Below are 23119 nucleotides of genomic sequence, written 5' to 3'. Positions count from 1 at the left end.
ATCTATAACTTATCTCAATTCATCCCTAACTTCCATCAAAGCAAAACCCAAAAGATTCAATCCTTTCCATTTCTCCGGATTCAAAGCATCTTTATGATCGCTCGCCATACCAATTCCCCAAATTGGGTCAACCGGACTTGCTTCAACCAAAACTCTGTCTTTTGTATTTAATAAAAATGTTTTAAGATCTTTATTCTGACTGAATTTATGATAATTTCCCTGTTTCACGATTTCATATCGATTCGCTAGCCAAAGTTTATCATCATAATTTTTAACTTCTCTTCCAAATTTTTTGACTTCGGCAGGAGAATTGGCTTTAATGATTTTTTCTAAAACTTCATGATCGTTAAACAATTCGGCTTTTTTGGCCATCATCCAGTGTTCTGTGGTTTTGTAAATGACTTTATCGACTTCAAAAGAACTTAACCACCATTGGCTAAAACAAGTTTTGGTTATCGTTCCGTCTTTACTTGGCTGATGTCCCCAGAAAAATAAAAACTTACTTTCTGTGGGTATATTTTCTATATTGTATTTCATTTTTTCCTTTATTGAAACAAAGAAGTTATGTTTTTAAAATCTTTAGAATCGGGTGAAAATGATCCGTAGATTTCTGTAAAGTCTGTTGTTAACTTTTCGAATTCGTAATCAATTTCAATCTGATCCATACAGGTTACAACCAGATTTCTTTTCGCATTCGGACTATAAGCTGCATCTAATTTTAAACTATAATTTAAAAGATCGTAATCTAAATCGCCTGTTCTAAATTCTCTTTGAAAATCGTTGTAAACACAGGTTTCTTCTTCGTTGTTTTTTAATTTTAATTCCTTTTCATTGCTCATCCAGCCACTTCCGTGTCGGGTTGAATAACTTCTGGTCACATAATACATTTCAATGTCTTCAATTTGCAACTTTTGACAGATTTCAAATGCATTTTTTGAGGTTGTATTCGCGTACGTTACATTCGGGAAGATGCCGTGATCCATATCTAGTAAAATCCCTTGGCTTCCTTCAAAAATCAGATTCGAATACTCTTCTAAAAAGCTGTAATCAATGATATTCCACTCCATTTTATCGATAACTTTGAGATAATGATTTACTTCTTCATCGATTTCACTTTCATTTAGAAAACCATAATAATAAGCGATCTTTTCTAACTTTTCTAAAAGCATTTGGCGAGGCGCAATCAAATCTATTGCATATAGTTTGTACGGACCTTCATTACGTTTCATTGTGGCTCCAACTCCTTTGCCGCAAGTTCCGTGATCTAAATTTTTAACGTTGTTTCTGTTTTGCCAAACATCAAAAGGCGTTGTGATTTTTGCCAAAGGATGAATATGAAGTTCTGTATTTCCTCCTTGTTCTTCCAATTCTATTTTTTCATTATATAAAAAAACCGGATGAATCGTGCAATGTTCGCTGTAATAAGAAGGCAAACCGCGAAGCGCACCACTTGCAAAACTAGAGTGAACGTGTTTTTTATCGCCAATCATTACGGTATGCGCTGCTTGTTGTCCTCCTGAAAACCGAATAACTATAGATTCAGGATTTTGTTTCGACAGAAAATCTGTTGTAATTCCTTTTCCTTCATCACCAAATCCTAAACCTATAACTATTTGAGCTGTTTTCATTTATTTTAATATTATTTAAACACATAGAAACATAGCTCTACAGAACCTAAAAAGGCGTTTCACTTATAATAAATCATAGTACTATGTGAAATCTTTAATTTTTAATTTTTAATTCTCAATTTTTAATTAAAAAAAAAATGTTCCTATGTGTAAAACATTTATAGCATTTCAATAGTATCTAATCCGTCAAGCGGAATTGTTCCTAATCCTGATCCTGAACTTTTACGTTTATCGCAAATGATTTTTATGATTAGATTCGGAATTTCTTTATGATCCTGGATAGACAAACAATTTTGTCCAAGTAATTCTTTCCACTCCACATCTGCTCTTATCGCTTGATCTGAATGCAGCAAACTGATGTGATAAACATCGTAGCGTTTTTGGGCTTCTGCCAATAATTCAGTATGCGTATAAGTATGTTGTCCAGAACCCATAATTTCTTTTACTGCTGATGCCGGAAGCGTTTTTAAACCCGGTTCATCCCCAACGGTAAACAACAATCCTTTTTGCCCTCTTTTTTCAAAAGCATCGGTTTTGGTATGAAAAGCTGCAAAATACCAGGCTAATAAATAACTTTCTCCTGCATTTCCTCCGCCTCCGCCTTCAATGTACGTTCTGGTTAACCACATATCCAGTTCTTCATCGCCAGATTCAAATTGTCCAACCTGAAGCGGAAATCTGTCGCATTCGTGATCTCCAATTCCTAAAAACAAAAGTGCCGGATCCGGAACGCCGCCCTGAATAATTCCGCCCATTAATTTCGGGAGCCCTTCTTTGATTAATTCGTGCGGAACGTGTCCCATACTTCCTGTAACGTCTAATCCTAAAATAATTGGAACTGTGTTAGGATGAACTTCAGAATCTCTGGCTTCTCTAAAAGTAATGCCGTTCGGGTTCATAGATTCATGTGCTAATCCTATTTGATTTTGCACGAAAATCTCACTTGCAGATTTAAATCCGTAACCTGCTTTTTTTGCTCTGCTGTCGCGAGCGCCTAAATCATATCTTGTACCTCCCATAACTAAAATGTTTTACCAAATAAATATTCGAATCTCTTTTTTGTTACTTCAAACTGAATGTTCAGGTTTCTGATGGTCAGCGAAAGCTCCATATCTTTTTTTACAAAAGCTTCTGGTTGAAAATCGGCAAATGTTAAACTGTTTTTATCCAGCGGACTAATATCGATAAGGCCTTCCTGCTCTCTTTCCAGCCTTTTTATTTTTAATTCTATATCTTCTACTCTGCGTCTGTAAATTAGTTCAGAATCTTCACCAATTGTTTTGGCTCTGTCTTCTCTAATCTGATCATTGTTTCTTTTTAAAGACTCAATGAATCTTGGTTTTAAATCATCACTCATTGCTTTTTGGTTTATTGTTAATAGTTTGTTGTTTCAAGTAACTTAAAACTTATTTAGACCAATTGATCTAATTAAACGCATCTTCGAAATACTTAAAACTTGATTTTTTTTCGGAATTACTAAATATTGCAAAGACTATTTTTTTAAAAGCACCTGCATATTTTTCTGCAATAATTTCTTTGAATAAATACGCTACATCTTTGGGTTCGTTTCTAAAAACACCGCAACCCCAAGCTCCCAAAATAATGGTGTCACTCTTTTGCTTTAGAGCAATTGCCAAAACTTTATCCATTCTGTTTTTTAAAACCTCTTCTGTTTCAGCAATTTCTTCTTGCCTATTATGCTGCAGCATCGCGCCTTTATTTGGTGCTGGTGCTGTAATTACGTCTGCAACTAATGGCTTTTCAAAATAATTTCCATTATCATCGTTCCAAAACAAAACATTCGGACTATAGATCATGTAATCTGAATATAAAAACGAAGACTGATTTCTGTTAAAATCATACATCGCTTTGTCTTTGATTTGCGTTTCATAAAGGTTTGAAGATCTGGCCAAACTTTCTTCCTGAGCTGAAGCACCTCCTAAAAACCCACCGCCTGGATTTTTTGCCGAAGCGAAATTCAAGACGCAAATTTTACCGTTTTTCTCCTGATCAATTGCTTCAATAGCAGAACAGTTTTTCGTAATAATTTCTGTTTCAAACTTATTTTCAATTGGATTTTTCAAGATTGTGTCCCAATCATCTGGTGCAATTGTAAACGTGTTTTCTATAGATTCTTTGAGTTCTTTTTCTATAACAATCTTTTTTCCTTTATATTCATAAAAGCCATTCTTTACGATTTCTAAGGTTTTATTTGCTATTTCTACTCTATAATTTTTATTCATAATTCTAATTTTACAACCTCAACTTTTTCATTGTCGAAATCTTTTACTGAATTCGTTGTAAATATTTTGTCAAAACAATCTAAAACTTCAAATCCTTTATTGAAAATTCCGTGGCTTACGGCTAAGTATAATTTACCGGCATTTTTCTTTTTTAATTCTTCTGCTAAGCCAACGAAAGTTCCGCCGCCATCGCAAATATCATCGACAATTAAACAATCAATTCCGTTTAAATCATCTTCATATACTTTAAAACCAGATAATTTTCCAGTTTTCACATCACGGCTTTTGCTGCATTCTACAACAGGAACTCCACCTAAAAATTCAGAAACTTTGTAGATTTTTTTCAAAGCGCCACCGTCAGGAGAAATCAATTTTACGTTTTCACCAATTACTTTTAAAACTTCCTTGATAAAAGTATGATTCGGAATCACTTCGCAATTGTTTACCAATGCCGGAGTAACTTCTGAGTGCGCATCAAAAACAGAAACTTTATTGAATTGAAGCGTATTCATAATATCTGCATATACTTTTACAGATAAAGATTCTCCTTTTATCATCACACGATCTTGTCTTGCTGCCGGGAAATACGGAATAAACAAATCGATTACCTTAACGTCCATTCTGCGCAAAGCATCTACCGTTATACACAACAATCCTAAATCGTTGAATGAGTTTAATCGGTGTGTGATGGTTACTTTCTGATTGTGATCAAAATCGGGATTGATTTTAATGTGAGGTTCTCCTCCAGAAAATGTAAAACTTTGAAATTTGATTTCTTCCTGATTGGTTATCGGAGTGAATTTTTGGTCTAGGTTAAGTATCATAGTTTTTTAGTTTGCGTTAATTATACGCAAATATAGATTAATATTTTTATTAAACAATTTATTTTGTGTAAAATTTACGCAAACTTGTGTTTTTATTTTTTAACCACAGATTTTCAACGATTAAAATGATTTTTTTCTACCATTAAGAGATTAAGAAAAATTAAGCCATACTGTTTAATGAACCTTAATCTCTTAATGGTAAAATCTATGTTTCTATGTGTTTAATTACGAAATGCTACTCTTTAAAATAATCTTTGGCAACCTTCTGAGCGATTAGTTTTCGTTTCTCTTTTAAGGCTTGTTCATCGCTATCAAAGGCTTTTACCATTTTTTGTCCTTTCGTGCCTACTCTGCCGTATTGAACGGTTATATTTTTTCCTTCTGAACTTATTTCCCAGAATTTATTACTTCCGTTTGATGTGTTTAGGTATCTTTCGAAATTAATATTGCCGTTAGATTCTCCTTCAATAGTATTATTTAGATTTTCATCTTCGATTTCAATGTGGTTTTCCTCCATTTCTACATCATCAAAAAATGATTCGTTCTTCAAAGCTGCGGCAATCATTTTTAAAACTCTTGGTTTGTTTTCAATCCAGTCTTTCGAATAAATTTGGCAAACTGTCCAACCATTGGCTTTTAGAATTTCCGGTCTTAAAAGATATTGCTCTAGAATATCATCATTCGCATAATGCAAATCATCATCGATCATAATTCCTAAAACAAACTCTTCATCTTCTGCTACTTTTTTGATTCCTAAATGGCATTTAAATTTACTTTGCCCAATATTTTTGGTAGCGAAATAGCCCATTTTCTCCACTTCTACCTGAACCTGATCGGCGATTAAACTTGATGTTTCAATTTTATTTTTGCTGTTTATTGAATTCAAAACATTATTGGCCGCTTCTAATTGTCCCAAACTAATGAGTTCTGCATATTGAAGGTATTTTCTAAAGTAATTGGCGCCTTCGTTGTATTCATTTTTAATGTCGGTATATTTTATAGAACTCACGACACACATACTTTTCTTGGCTCTCGAGAAAATTACATTCAAACGTTTTTCCCCTCCACGTTTGTTAATTGGTCCAAAATTCATCAACATTTTCCCTTGCGGATTATATCCGTAACACGTACTCATAATTATAATGTCGCGTTCGTCTCCTTGCACGTTTTCGAGATTCTTTACAAAAAGCCCAACAAACTGGTTGTTTTCAATACGTTTGTATTCTTCTTCAATTAGGTTTTCAAAAACTTTATCGTCGATACAAAGTGCTTCTATCGCGGTTTCGATTTCGTTTTGCTGTTCCATCGAAAAAGCAACAATCCCGATACTTTGTTCTTTATTCTGAATCAAAAGTTCGCGCACTATATTGGCAATATATTGCGCTTCTAAAGTATTCGAACGGGCATTGTAAACGCCTTTTTGAATATAATGATAGGATATTGGTTTAGAGAATAAATGTTCCAGATTGTTCTTCGCTTCTTTTACATCCTGAACAATTATGGCTTCACCAACTTTGCTGTGATCTTTTAAATCCGGAATCGTCAACAATTTACTGTCATAAAATGAAGCGTTCGAGAAACCAATCAAGGCTTCGTGTTTGCTTCGGTAATGCCAGCCCAACATTATCGACGGGAATTTGCGCGCGCCCTGCGTCAGGAAACTATCGGCATCTAAAGAGAAATAATCATCATCATCTTCGGTTGCATCTTTCCATAAATCGTCCTGGTTTCCAGATGAACTTCCAAAGAAATTACTTGGCGGCATTTGCATTTCGTCGCCCACAATAATGGTTTGTTTGGCTCTGTAAATCGGCACCAAACCTTCTTCGAGTGTAATCTGACTCGCTTCGTCAAAAATTACAACATCAAAATAGTTTTCGTCAAGCGGTAAAGTGTCTGAAACGCTCAACGGACTCATTAACCAAACGGGTTTTATTTCACGGATAATTTGTCCCGAATCTGAAGAAGCTAATTCGCGAATCGATTTAAATCGGATGCTTTTGCTGAATTCATTTTCCAGAATTTTTCTTCCTTCGGTAATCGATCTTTTGCTTTCTTTTTGTTCTGCTGTCATTCCGGAAACGGACATTTCAGAGGTTAAAATCAATTCTTTAAGATTGCTTACTTGTTTTGTAATGATGTATTTTCCGTTTAGTTCTAACAAATCGGCCACCATTCTTTTTACTTTTTCAATGGAAGTATGCAGCAAATCCATATTGAACTTTTTATGCGTATAATTGATCGCATAATATTTCTCTAAGGATCGTTCTGCCAAAGTAATTTTCAGATGTTCTAGAGGGATTTTTTTCAATTTTAATAATTGAATGACCGACGGATTTACATCCTGAATTTCATCAAAAAAAGAAGCGTACAAATCAAAGTACATTTTCTTCGAGTTGATCGCTATAATTTCATTTTCGATCTCTGATAAACTTAAATTTTCATAATTTTCGATGCTGTCTACTAAAGACGAATTTACTTTTAAGAACAGATTCTTAATTTCTGCAACTTCTTTTCGTTCCGATTCATTTAAGTTTTGAGCAAAATCTAAAATCGTTGCATCAAGTTCTTTTTTAAGCGTTTCGGTATGGTATTTTAATTCGAATAAATCACCCAGATTATACTTGCTTTCAAAATCAGTTTTTAAAGTATTGAATTTTTCTTCCTGTTCAAACTGAGCAATATAATTTTCAAGAATAACAGATAAACTCGGTTTTACAGCATGTTTATTAAGATCATAAACAGCGGTAATTTCACTTTTTGTCTTTTTATAATCAGAACTTATAAAATTAAAAAAGCTGTTTTCATTTTTTCTGATGATTTCCAGAGCAGTTTTAGCATCGGTTTCAGATATTGTATTGGTCCAATACGGATATTGTTTCGCCAATTTTTCAATATCGCTTCTTAATTTCAACAACGTTTGAACATCATTTTCCAATGCTCTGAAAAGACTGCTGTTTGGCTCTAATAATTCTGATTGATTCGTATCAAAATAAATAAAGGTTGACATTGCTTTTCGAAGGAATTTCTGAATCTCAAAAAACGTATCAATTTCTCTCGGAATTGAAACAAAATCCAATCGCTCTGAAATATTTTCCAGTATTTCCTGACTGTTTTCTAAGTCTTTTCTTAAATCTGAAATATGCTGGTATTTACGAAATACATCCATCTTTAAAAAACGGAACGGATGTACAGAGAAAAACTCAGATTGGTTCGTTTCCTGATTTATCTCGAATAACTTTTCGAATAATTCGTGATGCGTGTTCCAATCCTGCAAGCCAGCTTTGTCATCGAGAATATTCAAACTGTCTAACAAGGCTTTATGCGAATTCGAAATCAAAACATCAAAAATAGATTTGATGGTAAGATCCGTTTCTTCATCGATTTTGGCATTCATAAAATCATGAAAAATCGCTACTTTATTGATTTCAGCATCAATTTTTTCTACGAGATTATTTCTGCTTTTTGCTATCGATTGAAAATTATTTTTGGATGCTGTAAAATCGTAAAATGTTTGTTTCAGGTCAAAAATAAATTCTTTTTTATCGGCTTGCGAATCGTGAATCAAACAACATAAATCGTCTAAACCCTGATTTTTAAGTCGGTAAAAAACAACATCTAATGCCGCACGCTTTTCGCAAACGAACAAAACTTTTTTGCCGTTTGCCACATAATTGGCAATTAAATTTGCAATGGTTTGCGATTTCCCTGTTCCCGGCGGACCTTGTATAATGTAACTTTCGCCAGATTCAGAATATTTTACGGCGTTGTTTTGTGTAGGATCGCTCGCTACAACATTAAACGTTTTGGTAAAACTGTTTCCGGATTCTAATTCATTCTTAAAATCTTTTTGCGCCAATGAATTGAACAAACTTTTAAAAACATTGCTTTCAACATCATTTTCGATAACCTGATTGTAATCGCGCACCAAAGACATTTTTTTATAATTAAAATTGCCTAAGATTAAATTGCAGGTATCAAATTCCCAACGGAATGGATTTACGTCGCCTTCATCAAGCTGATAAAATTCTCTTTCGATGGTTTTATTTTCATTAAAAAACTGCGGGTTTTGTTTGATGTCGCTGTTTATCAGATATTCTAAAGACGAAGCCTGCGTAAAAACATAATTCCGGAACAATTCTAAACCGTAAGGCTGAAAATTTTCGGGTTTATAAGAGTAATTCAGGCTTCGTTGATCCTGAATCGCTTCTTTCTTTTTAGAACGTTTATTAAACTGTGTCAGGATTTGTTTGGCCTGCGAATGAATCAGTTTTATTTTGGGTTTGTCAATATAATCTAAAACAATTCCTGAACTATTTTTCTCGACTTGTACGCGCAACAATTCGTAAATCGTTTCGATTTTAGTTTCAGAAAGCTGAATGGTTTCGGGCAATCGAATGTCATATAAATCTTTTAGCATATTGGCCAAAACCGGATTTATCTCGACTTCTGAATCCAGAAATTCTAATGAATAATCGTCTTTTACACCTTTTTTCTTCGTTAGCGTAACGGAAGCCAAAAGCAAAGGCGAAACTATTTTCTCTGAACTTTCTTCTTTGGTATTAAACCAATTAAGGTTGCATAAAACTAATTTTAATTGACTAAAACCGTATTCGTTAATGTCTTTATTGGCTTCTAAACGAATTTTATCGAGCGTGGGCACGATATACGTATTGTCCTGAAATTCTAAATATTTATTTAAAGAAATGGTACTGGTATTGCTGATTTTTTTAGAAATTTCAGCATTCCAGTAAAAAATAGCATTTGGATCTATATTCTCGTAATTCAGCGCCTGCGGAACCGATGAAACGGTAAGATTGAGGAATTTTAAATTCGGCTGAAAATATAAAAGTCGGTTACGTTTACTATTATCAAATAATCGGTTTCGAAGTTTTTCGTGTATAAATTGGTTTTTATTCTGAATTTTTGCGTCGATTAAACTTGATAAATCATATTCCGTTTCCGGATTATAATCTCTGTAATTCTGCAGTTTTTCGACAATTTCATTTAAATCTTTCCAACGGTTTTCGCGATTCAATTCGGTCATTCCCAAAATAATATTGGCAATTGCAGGATTTATTTTGCTGTTCAGGAAATACATTTTCTTGCGATATTCTACAAAACGTTTTACGTCTTCAATATCCGTAAAATCGAATTGCAGCGCGATACTCGCCAAAATCATTCCCAAAATAAAAATATCTGTCAACGGATCGTGATGATCAAAATCAAATTCAAAAGAGCTGTAATCTTTTACATAAGAAGGTTTTGTGGCATTTTCGGAATCAGTTTCAGAAACACTTTTATCACCATATTCTCTGTTTACGCTTTCTCCAATTTCGGTCGTATTAAAATGTTCTCCCGAAATTTCAAACGCTTTGCTTCTGCTTTTAAAAAATGCCGAAATTACTTTTGTATTATCTTTGATTTCGAAGGCATCATCGGTAATATGAAAATGCTGGTTTTCGATATAAATCGTCGAAATATCTTGCAGCGACGCCACTTTTCCCTGATTGTGAATTGAAGCAACTGTTTTCAATAAAGGCATTATGATCGCAATAATGTCGTCATTGGCAAAAACTCCTTTCTGAAAATTTTCGGTAATAAATTGATAAAAAGCGGATTCCTTTATGGGTGTAATCATCTTAATACGTGTTTTCTAAGTCTGATTCTAAAATAGTATTTAAAGTCGCGGTGCAATTTTGGGCGAATGCTTTATATGTTTTCTCCGTAAGATTTAATTCTTTTTTGAGAATCGTTTTCATCTCTTCTTCCAGACCTAATTGTTCTGAAATATCCAAAATATGACCAATAAAGGCTTCTTTCAAATCCTGATCGCATAAAGCGAAGTCGAGCATTACGTAAGCGTAATATTCTTTTAGGTTTTTCTTGCTGTTTTCGATTTTTAGTTTGAAAGCCTCATCAATAAAAGCATCGGCTTTTTTATCTGAATTAGAGAAATATTGTTTGTAAAGTGTCGTACAATATTCAGATTGTGCCCATTTAGGTTTTAGAATAATCGAAATTAATTCTTTTGTAATATCAAAAACCAACTTTTTACTGAATAAGTTTAATTGATGTAAATCTGTTTTTCCGGAAATGATTTTTTCTGTTTTTGAATAATAATTGGCATTATCTTTTTCAAAAATTTCCAATGCTTTAGCGCGGATAAAATTCTCGGGATGCGTTTCTCCGACAGAACCTTTTTCGATTCGTTCGAGAATTTCGTTGGCTTGTTTGAGATAACTTTCTGCCGAAACTTTTTCTAAACCGGTATTTAATTTGACTAAAGTTTGAATGGTGTTTTCTAAACTTCCACTCACTTTTAGAGCGCCTAAATCGCAATATAATTCGGTATAAAGTTGATACAATCTTGCGGTTTCATAATAAAACAATTCGCTGTTGCTGTCGCTCGCAATCGTATTGATGATTCTATTTGTGATTTCAAAATCGCCATTTTCTAAATTAAACAATAAAATATGCGACAATTCATGTCCGAACAAAACCAGTAATTCGTCTTCGTTAAGTAATTTTAAAATTGTTCCTGATAAAATAATGTGGGCTTCGTTTTCAAAAAAAACAACTCCCGCATTATTACCGTCCATACTTTGCGATTGATAAATCGTGATTGGTACAATGATTCCTAATCTGTCTTTTGCCGTATTTAAAATTTCATAAACTTTCGGTTCCGTGCTCGGATCTATTCGGTATGAGTTTTTTAATAAATCGGTTTTAAAGGCTTCTTGCTGTTCTGCTTTTACTTTTTCTTCAGAAAACCAAGACCAGGTTTTGTCTTGTTTTTTAAAATAATCTCTTAAATCAGAATGGAATGGAAATGGTTTAATCATGTCGAGTAGGTTAAGCAAATTTTATTTCAAAGTGAAAGCCATTTTTAATCAAGTCATTATATTTTAAACCATTAAACTTAAATAATTTTGCGGGACGGCCACTTTTTATGGGCGAGAAATGTTCGGTTTGTTCCAGAAAACCATAACTAAGTATCTTTTTTCTGAAATTTCTGCGGTCAATTTCTTTCTCTAAAATAGTGCAATACAAATTTTCAAGATCCGAAAACAGGAATTCTTCGGGAAGTAAATCGAAACCAATGGGTTCGTAAGTGAGTTTTGCTTTTAATCTTGCAATTGCTTTTTCGATAATTAAGTTATGATCGAAAGCTAAAGGTGGAATTTCATCTATCTTATACCATTGTACTTTATCAGCATCTGTATCTGCTTTTATCTCCAAATTTGAAGCATCGACTAAAGCAAAATACGCAACCGAAACAACGCGGTTTCTGGAATCTCTGTTAATATCATCGCCAAAAGTATACAGTTGCTCCATAAAGTTCAACTGAACACTTGTTTCTTCGTGCAACTCGCGAATTACGGCATCTTTTAATGATTCGTCGTGTTTTACCAAACCGCCGGGCAAGGCCCAGTATTTATCAGCAGAACCAAACTTTTGCTCAATTAAAAGCACGTATAAACTGTTGTTTTTATATCCAAAAACAATGGCATCAACAGCGATTCTAATATTTTGAAAATTTTCCATATTCAACATACATTATCAACAAATATAACTATTGAAGTTTCCCGTTGTTATACTAAAACGAAAAAGTTTGTCATGAATTTTATGTTGTTATATAAAACGAAAAAAGTTGCCACGAATTTCACGAATCTACACGAATTTTTATGCTTAACAAAAAGATAAATATTAATTCGTGTAGATTCGTGAAATTCGTGGCAAAAAAAATAAAATTCGTGGCAAAAAAAATTACAATCTATTGCCCAAAAACAACTTCAATTCTTTTGAAATAGTTTCAAAAAAGGAATTTAGATTATTATTTTTTGCCGTTAATACATATACAAATTCTTCTGGAACGTGAAAACTGTTCCAAACCAATTGCAATTTATTTTCTTTAATATATTTTCTTGCATTGCAATTCCATGTTATGGCAATTCCCGAATTTTTAGAGAGCATTTCGAGCATTTCAGATTCTGACGGAATGATATAATTAGGAACCATTGATGGTCTTTTTTTGCTAAAAGCATGCAGCCAGAATAATTTTATATACGGAATTCGGGCATCATGCGTGTACCATTTTTGGTCGTTGAGCCATTTTTCTGTTTCTGTATAATTATCTGCTTTTAGTTTCTTTCGAAATTCTTCTATATCTAAATTCATTGGTGCAACCATTATCAATTTAATTTTTCCGACGATTTCATAAATCGTATCGAACGTATCAAATCTTTTTGTGGTAATGGCAAAATCGAGTTTTTTAGCATCGACAAGCGCAAAAAGTGCATCGTCTTCGGCAAAGGTAAAATCGATTAAATCGAACTTGGAAATTAAAAGACTTCCGCAGCTATTAAACAAATCTTTTGAAACACCTACAGAAATTAGTCGGACAGAATCTTCGGCTTTTGCCCTGAATCCGCTTTCAACAGTTTCTAATCTGTCAAGTGCATCAATAATTAAATTATTGAGTAACTTAGCGTATTCCGTTGGTTCTACGCCTTTTGACTTTCGGTTAAACAATTTATAACCTACATGCGCTTCTAACATTGCTATTTGCTGACTAACCGCTGGCTGGCTCATAAACAACTCTTTCGAAGCGACTGAAAAATTTCCATTTTTATATACAGACTTAAAAGTTCTGTACCATTCCAGATTTACCATGATATAGATATATTTATAACAAACATAGTTTATTTTATTTTTACTGATATCACTTTAAACGTAAATTTGTTAAAAATTTTAAACCCCATGAAAAAAATAGCATTACTTACAATTATAGCATTCACAGCTTCTAGCATTTCTGCTTCAGCTCAAAAATCAAAAAAAGGTATGAAAAAAGTATTATTTGTTGTAACCAGTAACGATAAACTGGGCAACACCGGAGAAAAAACAGGATTTTGGTCAGAAGAATTGGCTGCACCTTATTATGAATTATTAGATCAGGGCGTTGAAATTACGATTGCTTCTCCGCTTGGAGGTCAGCCGCCAATTGATCCTAAAAGTGCGGATCCATCATCAGCAACGGAAGACACGAAACGTTTTGACGCTGATAAAGTATTACAGGAAAAATTAAAACACACTCTTAAACTTTCGACTGTTAATCAAAAAGACTACGATGCTGTTTTTTATCCAGGCGGACACGGACCACTTTGGGATTTAGTGGAAGATAAAAACTCAATTGCTTTAATCGAATCTTTTTATACGCACAAAAAACCGGTAGCTTTTGTTTGTCACGCTCCTGCAGTTTTAAAAAACGTAAAAGTGAATGGGGAATTTTTAGTGAAAGATAAAAAAGTAACCGGATTTACAAATGAAGAGGAAGAAGCTGTAGGCTTAACCAAAGTTGTTCCGTTTTTGTTAGAAGATGCTTTGACTCAAAATGGAGCCAAATTCTCTAAAATCGCAAACTGGCAGCCTTATGCTGTTGAAGACGGACTTTTAATTACAGGACAAAATCCTGCTTCGTCTAAATTAGTCGCAGGTAAATTATTGCAACAATTGAAGTAAAATAAAGGTGCTAAGGTTATGAGGTTATGAGTTGCTAAGGTTTCAAATCTTAAAAAAACTTAGAACCTTAGCAACTTAATCTCTCAGTAAATATTAATAAAAAAAGATGTTGAATTGCTAAGATTAAAAACTTAGAACCTTAGTCCCTTAGCATCTTAGAAACTTTAAAAAAATGCTAAACTTTGAATTATATAATCCGACGAATTTAATTTTCGGAAAAGGACAGATTGAAAAACTTTCGACATTGGTTCCAAAAGATGCTAAAATTCTTTTGGCTTATGGTGGCGGAAGTATTTTTAAAAACGGAATTCACGAACAGGTAATCAACAACTTAAAAGGTTTTGATATTGTTGAATTTGGCGGAATTGAGCCAAATCCGCATTTTGAAACTTTAATGAAAGCGGTTGAAATTGTTAAAGCTGAAAAAATAGATTTTATTCTGGCTGTTGGCGGTGGATCTGTTATTGATGGTGTAAAATTTATTTCGGCTGCTGTAAATTTTGACGGAAATCCGATTGATATTTTACAAAAACGATTGTTGATTAAAGAGAATGCAGTTCCTTTTGGAACGGTTTTAACTTTGCCTGGAACGGGAAGTGAAATGAATTCCGGTTCTGTCGTTACGATTAAATCGACTCAGGAAAAACTGGCTTTTGGCGGAAGCGCCTTGTTTCCAAAATTTTCTATTTGTGATCCAACGGTAATTACATCTTTACCAAAAAGACAATTGCAAAATGGCGTTGTTGATGCTTTCACGCACGTAATGGAACAATATTTAACGTATCCGCACGAAGGTTATTTACAAGACCGAATTGCTGAAGGAATTTTGCAAACTTTAATTGAAGTTGGTCCAAAAGTAGTTGAAGATCCGGCAGATTATGCGTTGGCATCCAATTTTATGTGGAGCTGTACTATGGCATTAAACGGATTGATTCAAAAAGGAGTTCCGTCTGACTGGGCAACACACATGATTGGTCACGAATTAACGGCTTTGTATGATATTGATCATGCGAGAACTTTAGCGATTATCGGTCCAAGTTTATACACCGTGATGTTCGAAACTAAAAAAGGAAAACTGGCACAATACGGAAGAAGAATCTTTAACCTAACGGGTTCAGAAGATGAAGTTGCCAAAGAAGCGATCAGTAAAACGGTTGAATTTTTCCACACCATGGGAATGGACACTAAACTTTCGCAATACACAGAAAACTATAGTAATACAGCAGATTTTATTGTAAATCGTTTCGATGAAAGAGGCTGGAAAGGTTTGGGAGAAAAACAATTAATTACTTTAGAAAAAGTAAAATCAATTGTTGAAATGAGCTACTAATTTAGAAATTTCAAATAAAAAAATTCCAAATTCCAAAACTAAATGTGTTATTGGAGTTTGGAATTTTTTTATTGTGAACCCAAAGGTTGGAATTTGGAATTTCAAAAAAATTGGAGTTTAGAAAAAAAGGCGTTCTTAAATTATTTAGGAACGCCTTTTTAAAATACTAAAACAAAACTAACTAACTCAATTTTCGCTAAACTCATTAAAATTCTAATTTATAACAAGTTAAAACGCAGCAATTGAATTATTATTGTATGAAGCAGAAAATAATTTGTCTATTTTTTAGAACTGCCTGAAAACCATTGTTTATAATGGTCGTTTTAAATTTCTTAAATCAGATTTTGTATTATTACTACATTATTAAGTACTTTTGCTTTAAATTATTAAAATAATGAGCGAAAAATTAAAGTTTGCAGTAATTGGAGGAGGAAGCTGGGCAACAGCAATTGCAAAGATGTTATGCGTGAATCTTTCAGAAATTGCTTGGTACATGCGTAATGATGCTGCGATAGAGCACATTCAAAAATACAAACACAATCCAAACTATTTAAGTTCTGTCGAATTTGACACTAATAAACTTAGATTAACTAACAATATAAACGAAGCGGTTGAATTTGCAGATTATGTAATTTTTGCTATTCCGTCTGCTTTTTTAGATGCTGAATTAAAAAATCTGACTGTTTCTTTAGCTGATAAAATTATCTTCTCTGCTATTAAAGGAATTGTTCCTGAAACAAGTTTAATTGTTGGAGAACATTTCCATATTCAATACGATATTCCATATTACAATATTGGTGTAATTACGGGTCCTTGTCACGCTGAAGAAGTGGCTTTAGAAAGACTTTCCTATTTAACCATTGCTTGTGGAGATCCTGACAAAGCTTCTATTGTTGCGAAATCACTTTCTGGAAATTACATAAAAGCTAAAATTTCAGACGATATTATTGGTACTGAATATGCTGCGATGCTTAAAAACATTTATGCTATTGCTGCCGGAATCGCGCACGGTTTAGGTTATGGCGATAATTTCCAATCGGTTATGATGAGTAACGGAATTCGTGAAATGAAGAAATTCATCAGAAAAGTACATAAAATGAAACGTAACATTAATGACTCGGCTTATTTGGGCGATTTATTGGTTACAGGATATTCCGTATTCTCCAGAAACAGAATGTTCGGAAACATGATTGGCAAAGGCTACACGGTAAAAAGTGCCATGATGGAAATGAGCATGGTTGCCGAAGGTTATTACGCAACAAAAAGTGCCTACAAACTAAATCAGGGTTACGGAGCGAAAACGCCAATTATTGATGCCGTTTACAGTATTTTATATGAAGGAAAAGATGCTAAATCTGTATTTAAGAAATTAACGGAGTCTTTGGATTAAATTTTTAAGAATATAGAACATAGAGTATAGAATAAAGATTCTTACCTATGAACATAAAAAAAGAGTCAAGACTTATTAATTTCGTCTTGACTCTTTCTTCTTTTATCTATTTTTAAAGTCTATTTTCTTTATTCTATACTCTATTTTCTCTACTTAACCATAACTCCCTCAACAAACAAAATCGGTACTTCTTCTGTCTTGTTTTCGTTGATTAGGTTTGATTTGAAAATGAATTTCTTGTCGTATAAAGTATTTCCGATGAAGAAAGTTACCATAAATTCGTTATTTAAAACCAAAAGGCTTTTCTCTATCATTTCGATTTTTACTACCGAAACAGCTGGAACTTCAACAAAAGCGTGGCGTAAAACAGATGTTTTTTTCATTTCGCCATCGATAGTTCCAAATGCTTTTGAAACCACCATAACGCTACCTAAATTAAAGTCGCTATCGTTTACAAGATAAGCGTACCACACTTTTTCCATAAAATCGTCGCTCCATTCCTGAACGGCGGCTAGAAATACGTTTTCTACTTCGGGGATTTTTATATCTTTTTTCATTGAGTCCAAAGTCATAAAGTCCAAAGTCGAAAGTCCAAAAATTGTAAAGTCAATACTATGAGACTTTCAACTTTGGACTTTCGACTTTGGACTAAAATTAAATATTTGCTTTAAATTGCTCTAAGAAACGAACATCATTTTCGTAAAACATACGAATATCACCAATCTGGTACAATAACATTGCAATACGCTCTACTCCCATTCCGAAAGCAAAACCGTTGTATTCATCAGGATTGATGTCACAATTTTTAAGAACGTTCGGGTCAACCATTCCGCAACCTCCAATTTCTAACCAGCCTGTTCCTTTTGTAATACGATAATCGGTTTCTGTTTTTAGTCCCCAATAAATATCAATTTCAGCACTTGGTTCTGTAAATGGAAAGTAAGACGGACGCAAACGGATTTTAGATTTTCCGAACATTTCTTTGGTAAAATAAAGTAATGTTTGTTTCAAATCGGCAAACGATACGTCTTTGTCAATGTATAATCCTTCAACCTGATGAAAAATACAGTGCGAACGCGATGAAATTGCTTCGTTACGAAATACACGTCCCGGAGAAATCGTACGAATTGGCGGTTTATGATTTTCCATATAACGCACCTGAACTGATGATGTATGCGTACGCAACAAAACGTCAGGATTGGTCTGAATGAAAAATGTATCCTGCATATCACGCGCCGGATGATATTCCGGTAAGTTTAATGCGGTAAAGTTATGCCAGTCATCTTCGATTTCCGGTCCTTCAGAAACGTTGAATCCAATGTTAGCAAAAATATCTATAATCTGATTTTTTACGATAGAAATAGGATGACGAGAACCAATAATTACAGGTTCTGACGATCTTGTTAAATCTCCGAAAATTCCTTTTACTTCTTCTTTACTTTCCAGTTCTTCCTGAATAACTCTTACTTTTTCTTCAGCAACGGCTTTTAAAGTATTAATTACTTGTCCAAAGTCTTTTTTCTGATCGTTCGGAATATTTTTGAACTCCGTAAAAAGTTCTTTTAACAAACCTTTACTCCCTAAATATTTAACACGGAACTGCTCTAAGGATTCTTTATTTTTATCATTAAAGGCTTTGGCTTCCTCTATATGTTGTTTTATCTTGTCTATCATTTTCCTTCAATAATTGAGGGAACAAATTTAAGAAATTTGTTCCAAGTAATGTTTAAAATTTAAAGTTTCCTTTCAAATCTAATAATCTATTTTATGAGGCTAATTTTACTTTCTATTTCTTTGACTTTTTCCAACCAAAAAATTATTCCTTGTTGATTCTTAACGATTTCTTTTTTAGAATTTGATGAAACTTTACCTAATTCTAACCAATTTTTCTGATAATCTTTGTCTTTTTCCTGCTTATTAGCTGGTTCTATTCTTGAGCGCCAAAAATCAATATTTTTAAGATATATACCTCTTAACTCATCAAAATATTCAATTAACTTTTCTTTTGAATTAGGAATATATCCTGGCCCACTACAACCACAAGAATGAAAACCAATTCCAACAGAATACAAGCTTTTAATATGCTCCCATTTTTTTAAATCATCTTTTTTTGGTGATTCAAAATCTAGTCCCATATTTGCCATTAATTCTGCACATTGCGGACACTTTGCTTCCAAAACTGATTTTTCGCCTCTTTTTATATCATTAATAAGCCTTCTCTTAAATGTCTTTCGACAGTTAAAACAAGCATAATGAGATTTATATGGCACCATTGCATATCTACACATTCTAAAATCTAAAATTACTATTCAATAAGTTTTATTTCTAAAAAATAATTTACAATTGCTTCTTTCATCAAAACAGATTGTTCACCTGCTTTTAGTGGCGGCAATTCTTCTTTTACTTTATAATGCGGCCAGCCATCTTCATCAAAATATTCGAATTCGTAAAATCCGTAAGGCTCTAACAATCGGCAAATTGCGATGTGCATTAAGTTTAATTTTTCATCTTTTTTGAATTCGCGGTGCACTTTTCCGAGTTCCTGAACTCCAATTAGGTAAATTATGGCATCTAAATCTAAATCTTCACCTTGCGAAAATTGATTTGAAAGTATATCGACGAGCTTTTCCCAACGCTCTTTTAGTTGTGTATCTCTGGACATTTTTATTTATGATTTTAGATTTTAGATTTTAGATTGCTGATTTAAAAATCTAAAATTAGCAATCTGAACTCTAAAATTAGATTTGCAAAGATACGCACTTCAAATTCAAACACCCTCAAAAAATTAAACACATAGAAACATAGATTTAACTTTGAAGAAAGTATTATTTTAAAAAAATTAGTTTTCCTCACATAGCTTAACAACAGACAACCTAAATTAAAAACCTCTGAACCTTTGTTTCTTTATTCCGCACCTTAAAAACAAATAATTCCTGTTATATTTGCGGCTCAATAAAACAAGAGAATATGAGCTTTTTAGACATGATTTTGGGAGGACTTTTGGCTTACAGTTTATACAAGGGAATTAAGAATGGTCTTTTTGTAGAAATTGCTTCTTTTGTTTCTTTGTTGTTGGGAATTTATTTAGCGATAAAATTCTCCTCCTTCATGAAAGAAATTATCATGAAACATGTTTCCTGGAATCCGAATACGATTCAGGTTACTGCTTTTTTTCTGACTTTTATTTTAGTGGTTGTTGCGGTCTATTTACTGGCTAAATTTTTAACGGGAATTGCGGATTTCGCACAATTGGGATGGCTGAATAAATTGGGCGGAGGTTTTTTTAGAATCCTGAAAACATTCTTGATTTTAAGTATAGTAATTGCTCTTTTTGAAAAAATAAATTTCAACAACCTGTTTGCCAAACAAGAAACGTTGGACAAATCTATTTTTTACAATCCGATAAAAAAAGTAGCGGCTTATGTTTATCCTACGATTGAAGGATGGTATGAAACTTTTAAAGAAAATCACAAGAAAGAGTCTGAAGAAGAAGCTTCTGAAAAGTCAAGCACTAAAGAAACTACTAAAACTGAATAATATTTGTGGCGATTAAACCCTACAGGTTTTAAAACCTGTAGGGTTTAAAGTGCGGTTTGTCAGGCTGAGCGAAGTCGAAGCCCACGTTCCAATAGGAGCGCCTTCGACTTCGCTCAGGATGACAGTAGGTTTCTAAAATAACCTTACCACTTTATTTCTAGTTTTTCTCCTTTTTTCAAAGTCACATTTTGTTTTTTATCTCCGCTAATTAAAGTTGTTTTTCCTCCAATTTTAGAAAAGATGGTAACTTTTTCCAGTTTTTTATTGTTCCAGTTCATTTCAATTTCAAATCCTCCGCGGGCGCAAATTCCTTTTACAGAACCAGTTTCCCAAGCGTCTGGTAAAGCCGGCAATAATCTGATTTCGTTTTCGTCAGACTGAACCAGCATTTCGGCAACGGCTGCAGCTCCACCAAAATTTCCATCGATTTGAAATGGCGGATGCGCGTCGAATAAATTCGGATATGTTCCTCCTCCTCTTCTTGGCGTTTCTGTTTTTTTTCCGTCCGGATCAACGTAACGAAGTAATTCTCGGAACATTTTATAGGCACGATTTCCGTCCCAAAGTCTTGCCCAAAGATTAATTCTCCAGCCTTTTGACCAGCCTGTGGTTTCGTCACCTTTTATTTCTAAAGTTTTCTTAGAAGCTTCGGCTAAATCCGGCGTTTTCTCTGGCGTAATATGATCCCCGGGAAAAAGTCCGAATAATTGCGATTGATGGCGGTGTTTCGGGTCCTCGTCATTCCAGTCAAAATACCATTCCTGTAAATTTCCTTTTTTACCAATTTGGTAAGGATGAAATTTAGAAAGCGCTGTTTCCAATTTTGCTCTAAAATCAGCATCAATATTTAATGCTTTTGAAGCTTTTATCGTTTTGTCAAAACATTCTCTAATCATTGCCAAATCTGAGGTTCCGCCATACATTGTTGCTCCTATAAATCCGTCTGGTGCGATGTATTTATTTTCAGGAGAAGTTGATGGCGATGTAATTAAATTTCCGTTTTTATCTAAAACCATCCATCCTAAAAAGAATTGAGATGCGCCTTTCATAATTGGATAACCTTCAGATTTTAAGTAATTTTTATCTAGTGTAGAAATGTAATGTTCCCAAATGTGTGTACTCAGCCAAGCGCCAGATAAAGGCCAGCAAGCCCAACTTGGATCTTCTTTTCCAAATTGCCCAACTGGATTCGTCATGGCCCAAATATCGGAATTGTGTGCCGCAGCCCAACCTTGGTTTACGCCATAAAAAGTCTTAGCAGTCACTTTTCCTGTAACCGAAAGGTTTTTTATGAAACTTAATAATGGCAAATGCATTTCTGAAAGATTGGTGTTTTCGGCCAGCCAGTAATTTTCTTCCAGATTGATGTTCATGGTATAATTACTGCTCCAGGGCGGATTTAAATGCGGATTCCAAATTCCTTGTAAATTCGCCGGAACACCCAAAGTTCTTGAACTGCTTATTAATAAATATCGCCCGTAATTAAAATAGAGGATTTCCAAATTTTTATCTTCTTTTCCGTCAGCATATCGCAATAAACGCTCGTCTGTTGCAACGTCTGGAGCCGTTGTTTTTCCTAAATCTAAAGTTACTCTGTTGTAATATTTCTGATAATCGGCAATGTGAGCCTCTTTTAATTTATCGAATGGTTTTGCAAAAGCTTTATTCAGATTTTGCAATGCAATTGACACGTCATCCAAGCCTTCGGTTGCCGGGTTTTTGTCAAATCCATTAAAACTTGTAGCAACAGATACATAAACATAAGCTTCGGTTGCATTTTTTAACGTTAAAGCAGCTCTGGAACTTGTAACTTGTCCGTCTGTTTTATTGATTTGGATTAAAGTTGTAAATCTTGTTCCTCTTTCTTTTACTTGTAGGTATTTTGGTAAAACTGCATATCCTGTGTTTTCATGAATTGGTGCAACACCAGTCATAACCAGAATATTATTTCTTACTTCAGTATTTGACTTTAGTAAACTCCTTAAATTAATGTCAAAATTCAAACCACCTTTTATACTGCTTGTCAATTTGATTACCATAATCTGGTCTGGTGCCGAAACAAAATATTCACGGGTAAATTTTACACCGTTCATTTCATAACTCACCTTTGAGATTGCGTTCGAAATATCCAGTTCTCTATGGTAATGGACGGCTTTTCCTTTCTCAGAATTATTGATTTCCAACGTTCCTAAAGGAGAAAATGATTCTGAGTTTTTACCTTCAATTTTTTTGTTTAATTCGTCGGCTAGTTTGTAGTTTTCGTTTTTAAGTGCTTCGCGAATTGCCGGAATGTTTTTGTACGCTTCCGGATTCATGTTGGCATTTACAGGTTCGCCAGACCAAAGTGTGGCATCGTTCAAATAAATTTTATCTGAATTCGCTCCGCCAAAAACGGTTGCTCCCATTTTTCCGTTTCCTAAAACCAGACTTTCTTCAAAAAATTCTGCCGGTTGATTGTACCATAAAACATGACTGGATTGTGCTGACATGTTTAAGCAGGAAAAGGTGAAGATTAAAATGGCAACTATTTTTTTGATGACGTTTGATTTCATGAATTATTCTTTTTTATGATATCCTAACAGGTTTTAAAAACCTGTTAGGTATTATTATTTTTAAGTAATATCGACATCTTAAATTTTATACCT

General features: G+C 33.7%; 19 protein-coding genes. 4 read left to right on the top strand and 15 right to left on the bottom strand.

Annotated elements, in window-relative coordinates; genetic code table 11:
- Window positions 1-9: 9 nt before the first annotated feature.
- The 10 genes from EV143_RS02705 to EV143_RS02660 form a co-directional block, all read right to left on the bottom strand.
- A complete protein-coding gene (locus EV143_RS02705; protein ID WP_133506446.1) occupies window positions 10-537 on the bottom strand; it encodes an NADAR family protein in 528 nt (175 codons plus the stop codon).
- Between the two features lie 8 nt (window positions 538-545).
- A complete protein-coding gene (locus EV143_RS02700) occupies window positions 546-1628 on the bottom strand; it encodes an adenylosuccinate synthetase (protein ID WP_133506445.1) in 1083 nt (360 codons plus the stop codon).
- Window positions 1629-1786: 158 nt separating this feature from the next.
- A complete protein-coding gene (locus EV143_RS02695) occupies window positions 1787-2647 on the bottom strand; it encodes a hypothetical protein (protein WP_133506444.1) in 861 nt (286 codons plus the stop codon).
- Window positions 2648-2649: 2 nt separating this feature from the next.
- Window positions 2650-2985: a hypothetical protein gene (locus EV143_RS02690; RefSeq protein ID WP_133506443.1), complete on the bottom strand. Its 336-nt coding sequence runs from the start codon at window positions 2983-2985 to the stop codon at window positions 2650-2652.
- A gap of 67 nt (window positions 2986-3052) precedes the next feature.
- Window positions 3053-3871: a TIGR02452 family protein gene (locus tag EV143_RS02685; RefSeq protein ID WP_133506442.1), complete on the bottom strand. Its 819-nt coding sequence runs from the start codon at window positions 3869-3871 to the stop codon at window positions 3053-3055.
- Entirely contained in the window at window positions 3868-4695 is an 828-nt protein-coding gene (gene prs, locus EV143_RS02680; protein WP_133506441.1) for a ribose-phosphate diphosphokinase, read from the bottom strand. The genes EV143_RS02685 and prs overlap by 4 nt, the downstream gene beginning before the upstream one ends.
- 235 nt (window positions 4696-4930) lie before the next feature.
- Window positions 4931-10336, bottom strand: a complete 5406-nt coding sequence (locus tag EV143_RS02675; protein WP_133506440.1) for an AAA domain-containing protein — start codon at window positions 10334-10336, stop codon at window positions 4931-4933.
- A 1-nt stretch (window position 10337) separates the two neighbouring features.
- Window positions 10338-11540, bottom strand: a complete 1203-nt coding sequence (locus tag EV143_RS02670; RefSeq protein ID WP_133506439.1) for a M48 family metalloprotease — start codon at window positions 11538-11540, stop codon at window positions 10338-10340.
- A gap of 10 nt (window positions 11541-11550) precedes the next feature.
- Complete coding sequence (locus EV143_RS02665; RefSeq protein WP_133506438.1) at window positions 11551-12243, bottom strand: NUDIX hydrolase; 693 nt, start codon at window positions 12241-12243, stop codon at window positions 11551-11553.
- A 222-nt stretch (window positions 12244-12465) separates the two neighbouring features.
- Complete coding sequence (locus tag EV143_RS02660) at window positions 12466-13371, bottom strand: LysR family transcriptional regulator (protein ID WP_133506437.1); 906 nt, start codon at window positions 13369-13371, stop codon at window positions 12466-12468.
- An 87-nt stretch (window positions 13372-13458) separates the two neighbouring features.
- Between EV143_RS02660 and EV143_RS02655 the strand changes: the two genes are divergently transcribed.
- The 3 genes from EV143_RS02655 (at window position 13459) to EV143_RS02645 (ending at window position 16937) form a co-directional block, all read left to right on the top strand.
- Window positions 13459-14217, top strand: a complete 759-nt coding sequence (locus tag EV143_RS02655) for a type 1 glutamine amidotransferase domain-containing protein (protein WP_166638102.1) — start codon at window positions 13459-13461, stop codon at window positions 14215-14217.
- Window positions 14218-14389: 172 nt separating this feature from the next.
- Complete coding sequence (locus EV143_RS02650) at window positions 14390-15547, top strand: iron-containing alcohol dehydrogenase (protein WP_133506436.1); 1158 nt, start codon at window positions 14390-14392, stop codon at window positions 15545-15547.
- A gap of 394 nt (window positions 15548-15941) precedes the next feature.
- Complete coding sequence (locus EV143_RS02645) at window positions 15942-16937, top strand: NAD(P)H-dependent glycerol-3-phosphate dehydrogenase (protein WP_133506435.1); 996 nt, start codon at window positions 15942-15944, stop codon at window positions 16935-16937.
- A 149-nt stretch (window positions 16938-17086) separates the two neighbouring features.
- Here the strand turns inward: EV143_RS02645 and EV143_RS02640 are convergent, their stop codons facing one another.
- From EV143_RS02640 to EV143_RS02625, 4 genes are all read right to left on the bottom strand, one after another.
- Window positions 17087-17494, bottom strand: a complete 408-nt coding sequence (locus EV143_RS02640; RefSeq protein ID WP_133506434.1) for a hypothetical protein — start codon at window positions 17492-17494, stop codon at window positions 17087-17089.
- 97 nt (window positions 17495-17591) lie between these two features.
- Entirely contained in the window at window positions 17592-18611 is a 1020-nt protein-coding gene (locus EV143_RS02635) for a phenylalanine--tRNA ligase subunit alpha (protein ID WP_133506433.1), read from the bottom strand.
- Window positions 18612-18697: 86 nt separating this feature from the next.
- Window positions 18698-19210 carry a hypothetical protein gene (locus tag EV143_RS02630; protein WP_243739779.1) on the bottom strand — a complete coding sequence of 171 codons (513 nt, stop codon included), beginning with the start codon at window positions 19208-19210 and terminating at the stop codon, window positions 18698-18700.
- 32 nt (window positions 19211-19242) lie between these two features.
- Entirely contained in the window at window positions 19243-19599 is a 357-nt protein-coding gene (locus EV143_RS02625) for a hypothetical protein (RefSeq protein WP_133506431.1), read from the bottom strand.
- A 305-nt stretch (window positions 19600-19904) separates the two neighbouring features.
- Between EV143_RS02625 and EV143_RS02620 the strand changes: the two genes are divergently transcribed.
- Window positions 19905-20474 (top strand): CvpA family protein, encoded by a 570-nt coding sequence (locus EV143_RS02620; RefSeq protein ID WP_133506430.1) that lies wholly within the window; start codon window positions 19905-19907, stop codon window positions 20472-20474.
- 143 nt (window positions 20475-20617) lie between these two features.
- On the opposite strand, the gene EV143_RS02615 is transcribed toward EV143_RS02620, so the two are convergent.
- Entirely contained in the window at window positions 20618-23026 is a 2409-nt protein-coding gene (locus EV143_RS02615) for a glycoside hydrolase family 95 protein (protein ID WP_133506429.1), read from the bottom strand.
- Between the last annotated feature and the right edge of the window lie 93 nt (window positions 23027-23119).

The sequence above is a fragment of the Flavobacterium chryseum genome, assembly GCF_004362015.1.
Taxonomy (GTDB): Bacteria; Bacteroidota; Bacteroidia; order Flavobacteriales; family Flavobacteriaceae; genus Flavobacterium.
The sequence above is the reverse complement of the archived record's forward strand: the minus strand, read 5'-3'. Positions and strand labels throughout refer to the sequence as shown.

Bases quoted from the DNA above. Each gene is read 5' to 3' on its own strand.
- EV143_RS02705 (WP_133506446.1), bottom strand. From the start codon at position 537: ATGAAATACAATATAGAAAATATACCCACAGAAAGTAAGTTTTTATTT.
- EV143_RS02700 (WP_133506445.1), bottom strand. From the start codon at position 1,628: ATGAAAACAGCTCAAATAGTTATAGGTTTAGGATTTGGTGATGAAGGA.
- EV143_RS02695 (WP_133506444.1), bottom strand. From the start codon at position 2,647: ATGGGAGGTACAAGATATGATTTAGGCGCTCGCGACAGCAGAGCAAAA.
- EV143_RS02690 (WP_133506443.1), bottom strand. From the start codon at position 2,985: ATGAGTGATGATTTAAAACCAAGATTCATTGAGTCTTTAAAAAGAAAC.
- EV143_RS02685 (WP_133506442.1), bottom strand. From the start codon at position 3,871: ATGAATAAAAATTATAGAGTAGAAATAGCAAATAAAACCTTAGAAATC.
- prs (WP_133506441.1), bottom strand. From the start codon at position 4,695: ATGATACTTAACCTAGACCAAAAATTCACTCCGATAACCAATCAGGAA.
- EV143_RS02675 (WP_133506440.1), bottom strand. From the start codon at position 10,336: ATGATTACACCCATAAAGGAATCCGCTTTTTATCAATTTATTACCGAA.
- EV143_RS02670 (WP_133506439.1), bottom strand. From the start codon at position 11,540: ATGATTAAACCATTTCCATTCCATTCTGATTTAAGAGATTATTTTAAA.
- EV143_RS02665 (WP_133506438.1), bottom strand. From the start codon at position 12,243: ATGGAAAATTTTCAAAATATTAGAATCGCTGTTGATGCCATTGTTTTT.
- EV143_RS02660 (WP_133506437.1), bottom strand. From the start codon at position 13,371: ATGGTAAATCTGGAATGGTACAGAACTTTTAAGTCTGTATATAAAAAT.
- EV143_RS02655 (WP_166638102.1), top strand. From the start codon at position 13,459: ATGAAAAAAATAGCATTACTTACAATTATAGCATTCACAGCTTCTAGC.
- EV143_RS02650 (WP_133506436.1), top strand. From the start codon at position 14,390: ATGCTAAACTTTGAATTATATAATCCGACGAATTTAATTTTCGGAAAA.
- EV143_RS02645 (WP_133506435.1), top strand. From the start codon at position 15,942: ATGAGCGAAAAATTAAAGTTTGCAGTAATTGGAGGAGGAAGCTGGGCA.
- EV143_RS02640 (WP_133506434.1), bottom strand. From the start codon at position 17,494: ATGAAAAAAGATATAAAAATCCCCGAAGTAGAAAACGTATTTCTAGCC.
- EV143_RS02635 (WP_133506433.1), bottom strand. From the start codon at position 18,611: ATGATAGACAAGATAAAACAACATATAGAGGAAGCCAAAGCCTTTAAT.
- EV143_RS02630 (WP_243739779.1), bottom strand. From the start codon at position 19,210: ATGGTGCCATATAAATCTCATTATGCTTGTTTTAACTGTCGAAAGACA.
- EV143_RS02625 (WP_133506431.1), bottom strand. From the start codon at position 19,599: ATGTCCAGAGATACACAACTAAAAGAGCGTTGGGAAAAGCTCGTCGAT.
- EV143_RS02620 (WP_133506430.1), top strand. From the start codon at position 19,905: ATGAGCTTTTTAGACATGATTTTGGGAGGACTTTTGGCTTACAGTTTA.
- EV143_RS02615 (WP_133506429.1), bottom strand. From the start codon at position 23,026: ATGAAATCAAACGTCATCAAAAAAATAGTTGCCATTTTAATCTTCACC.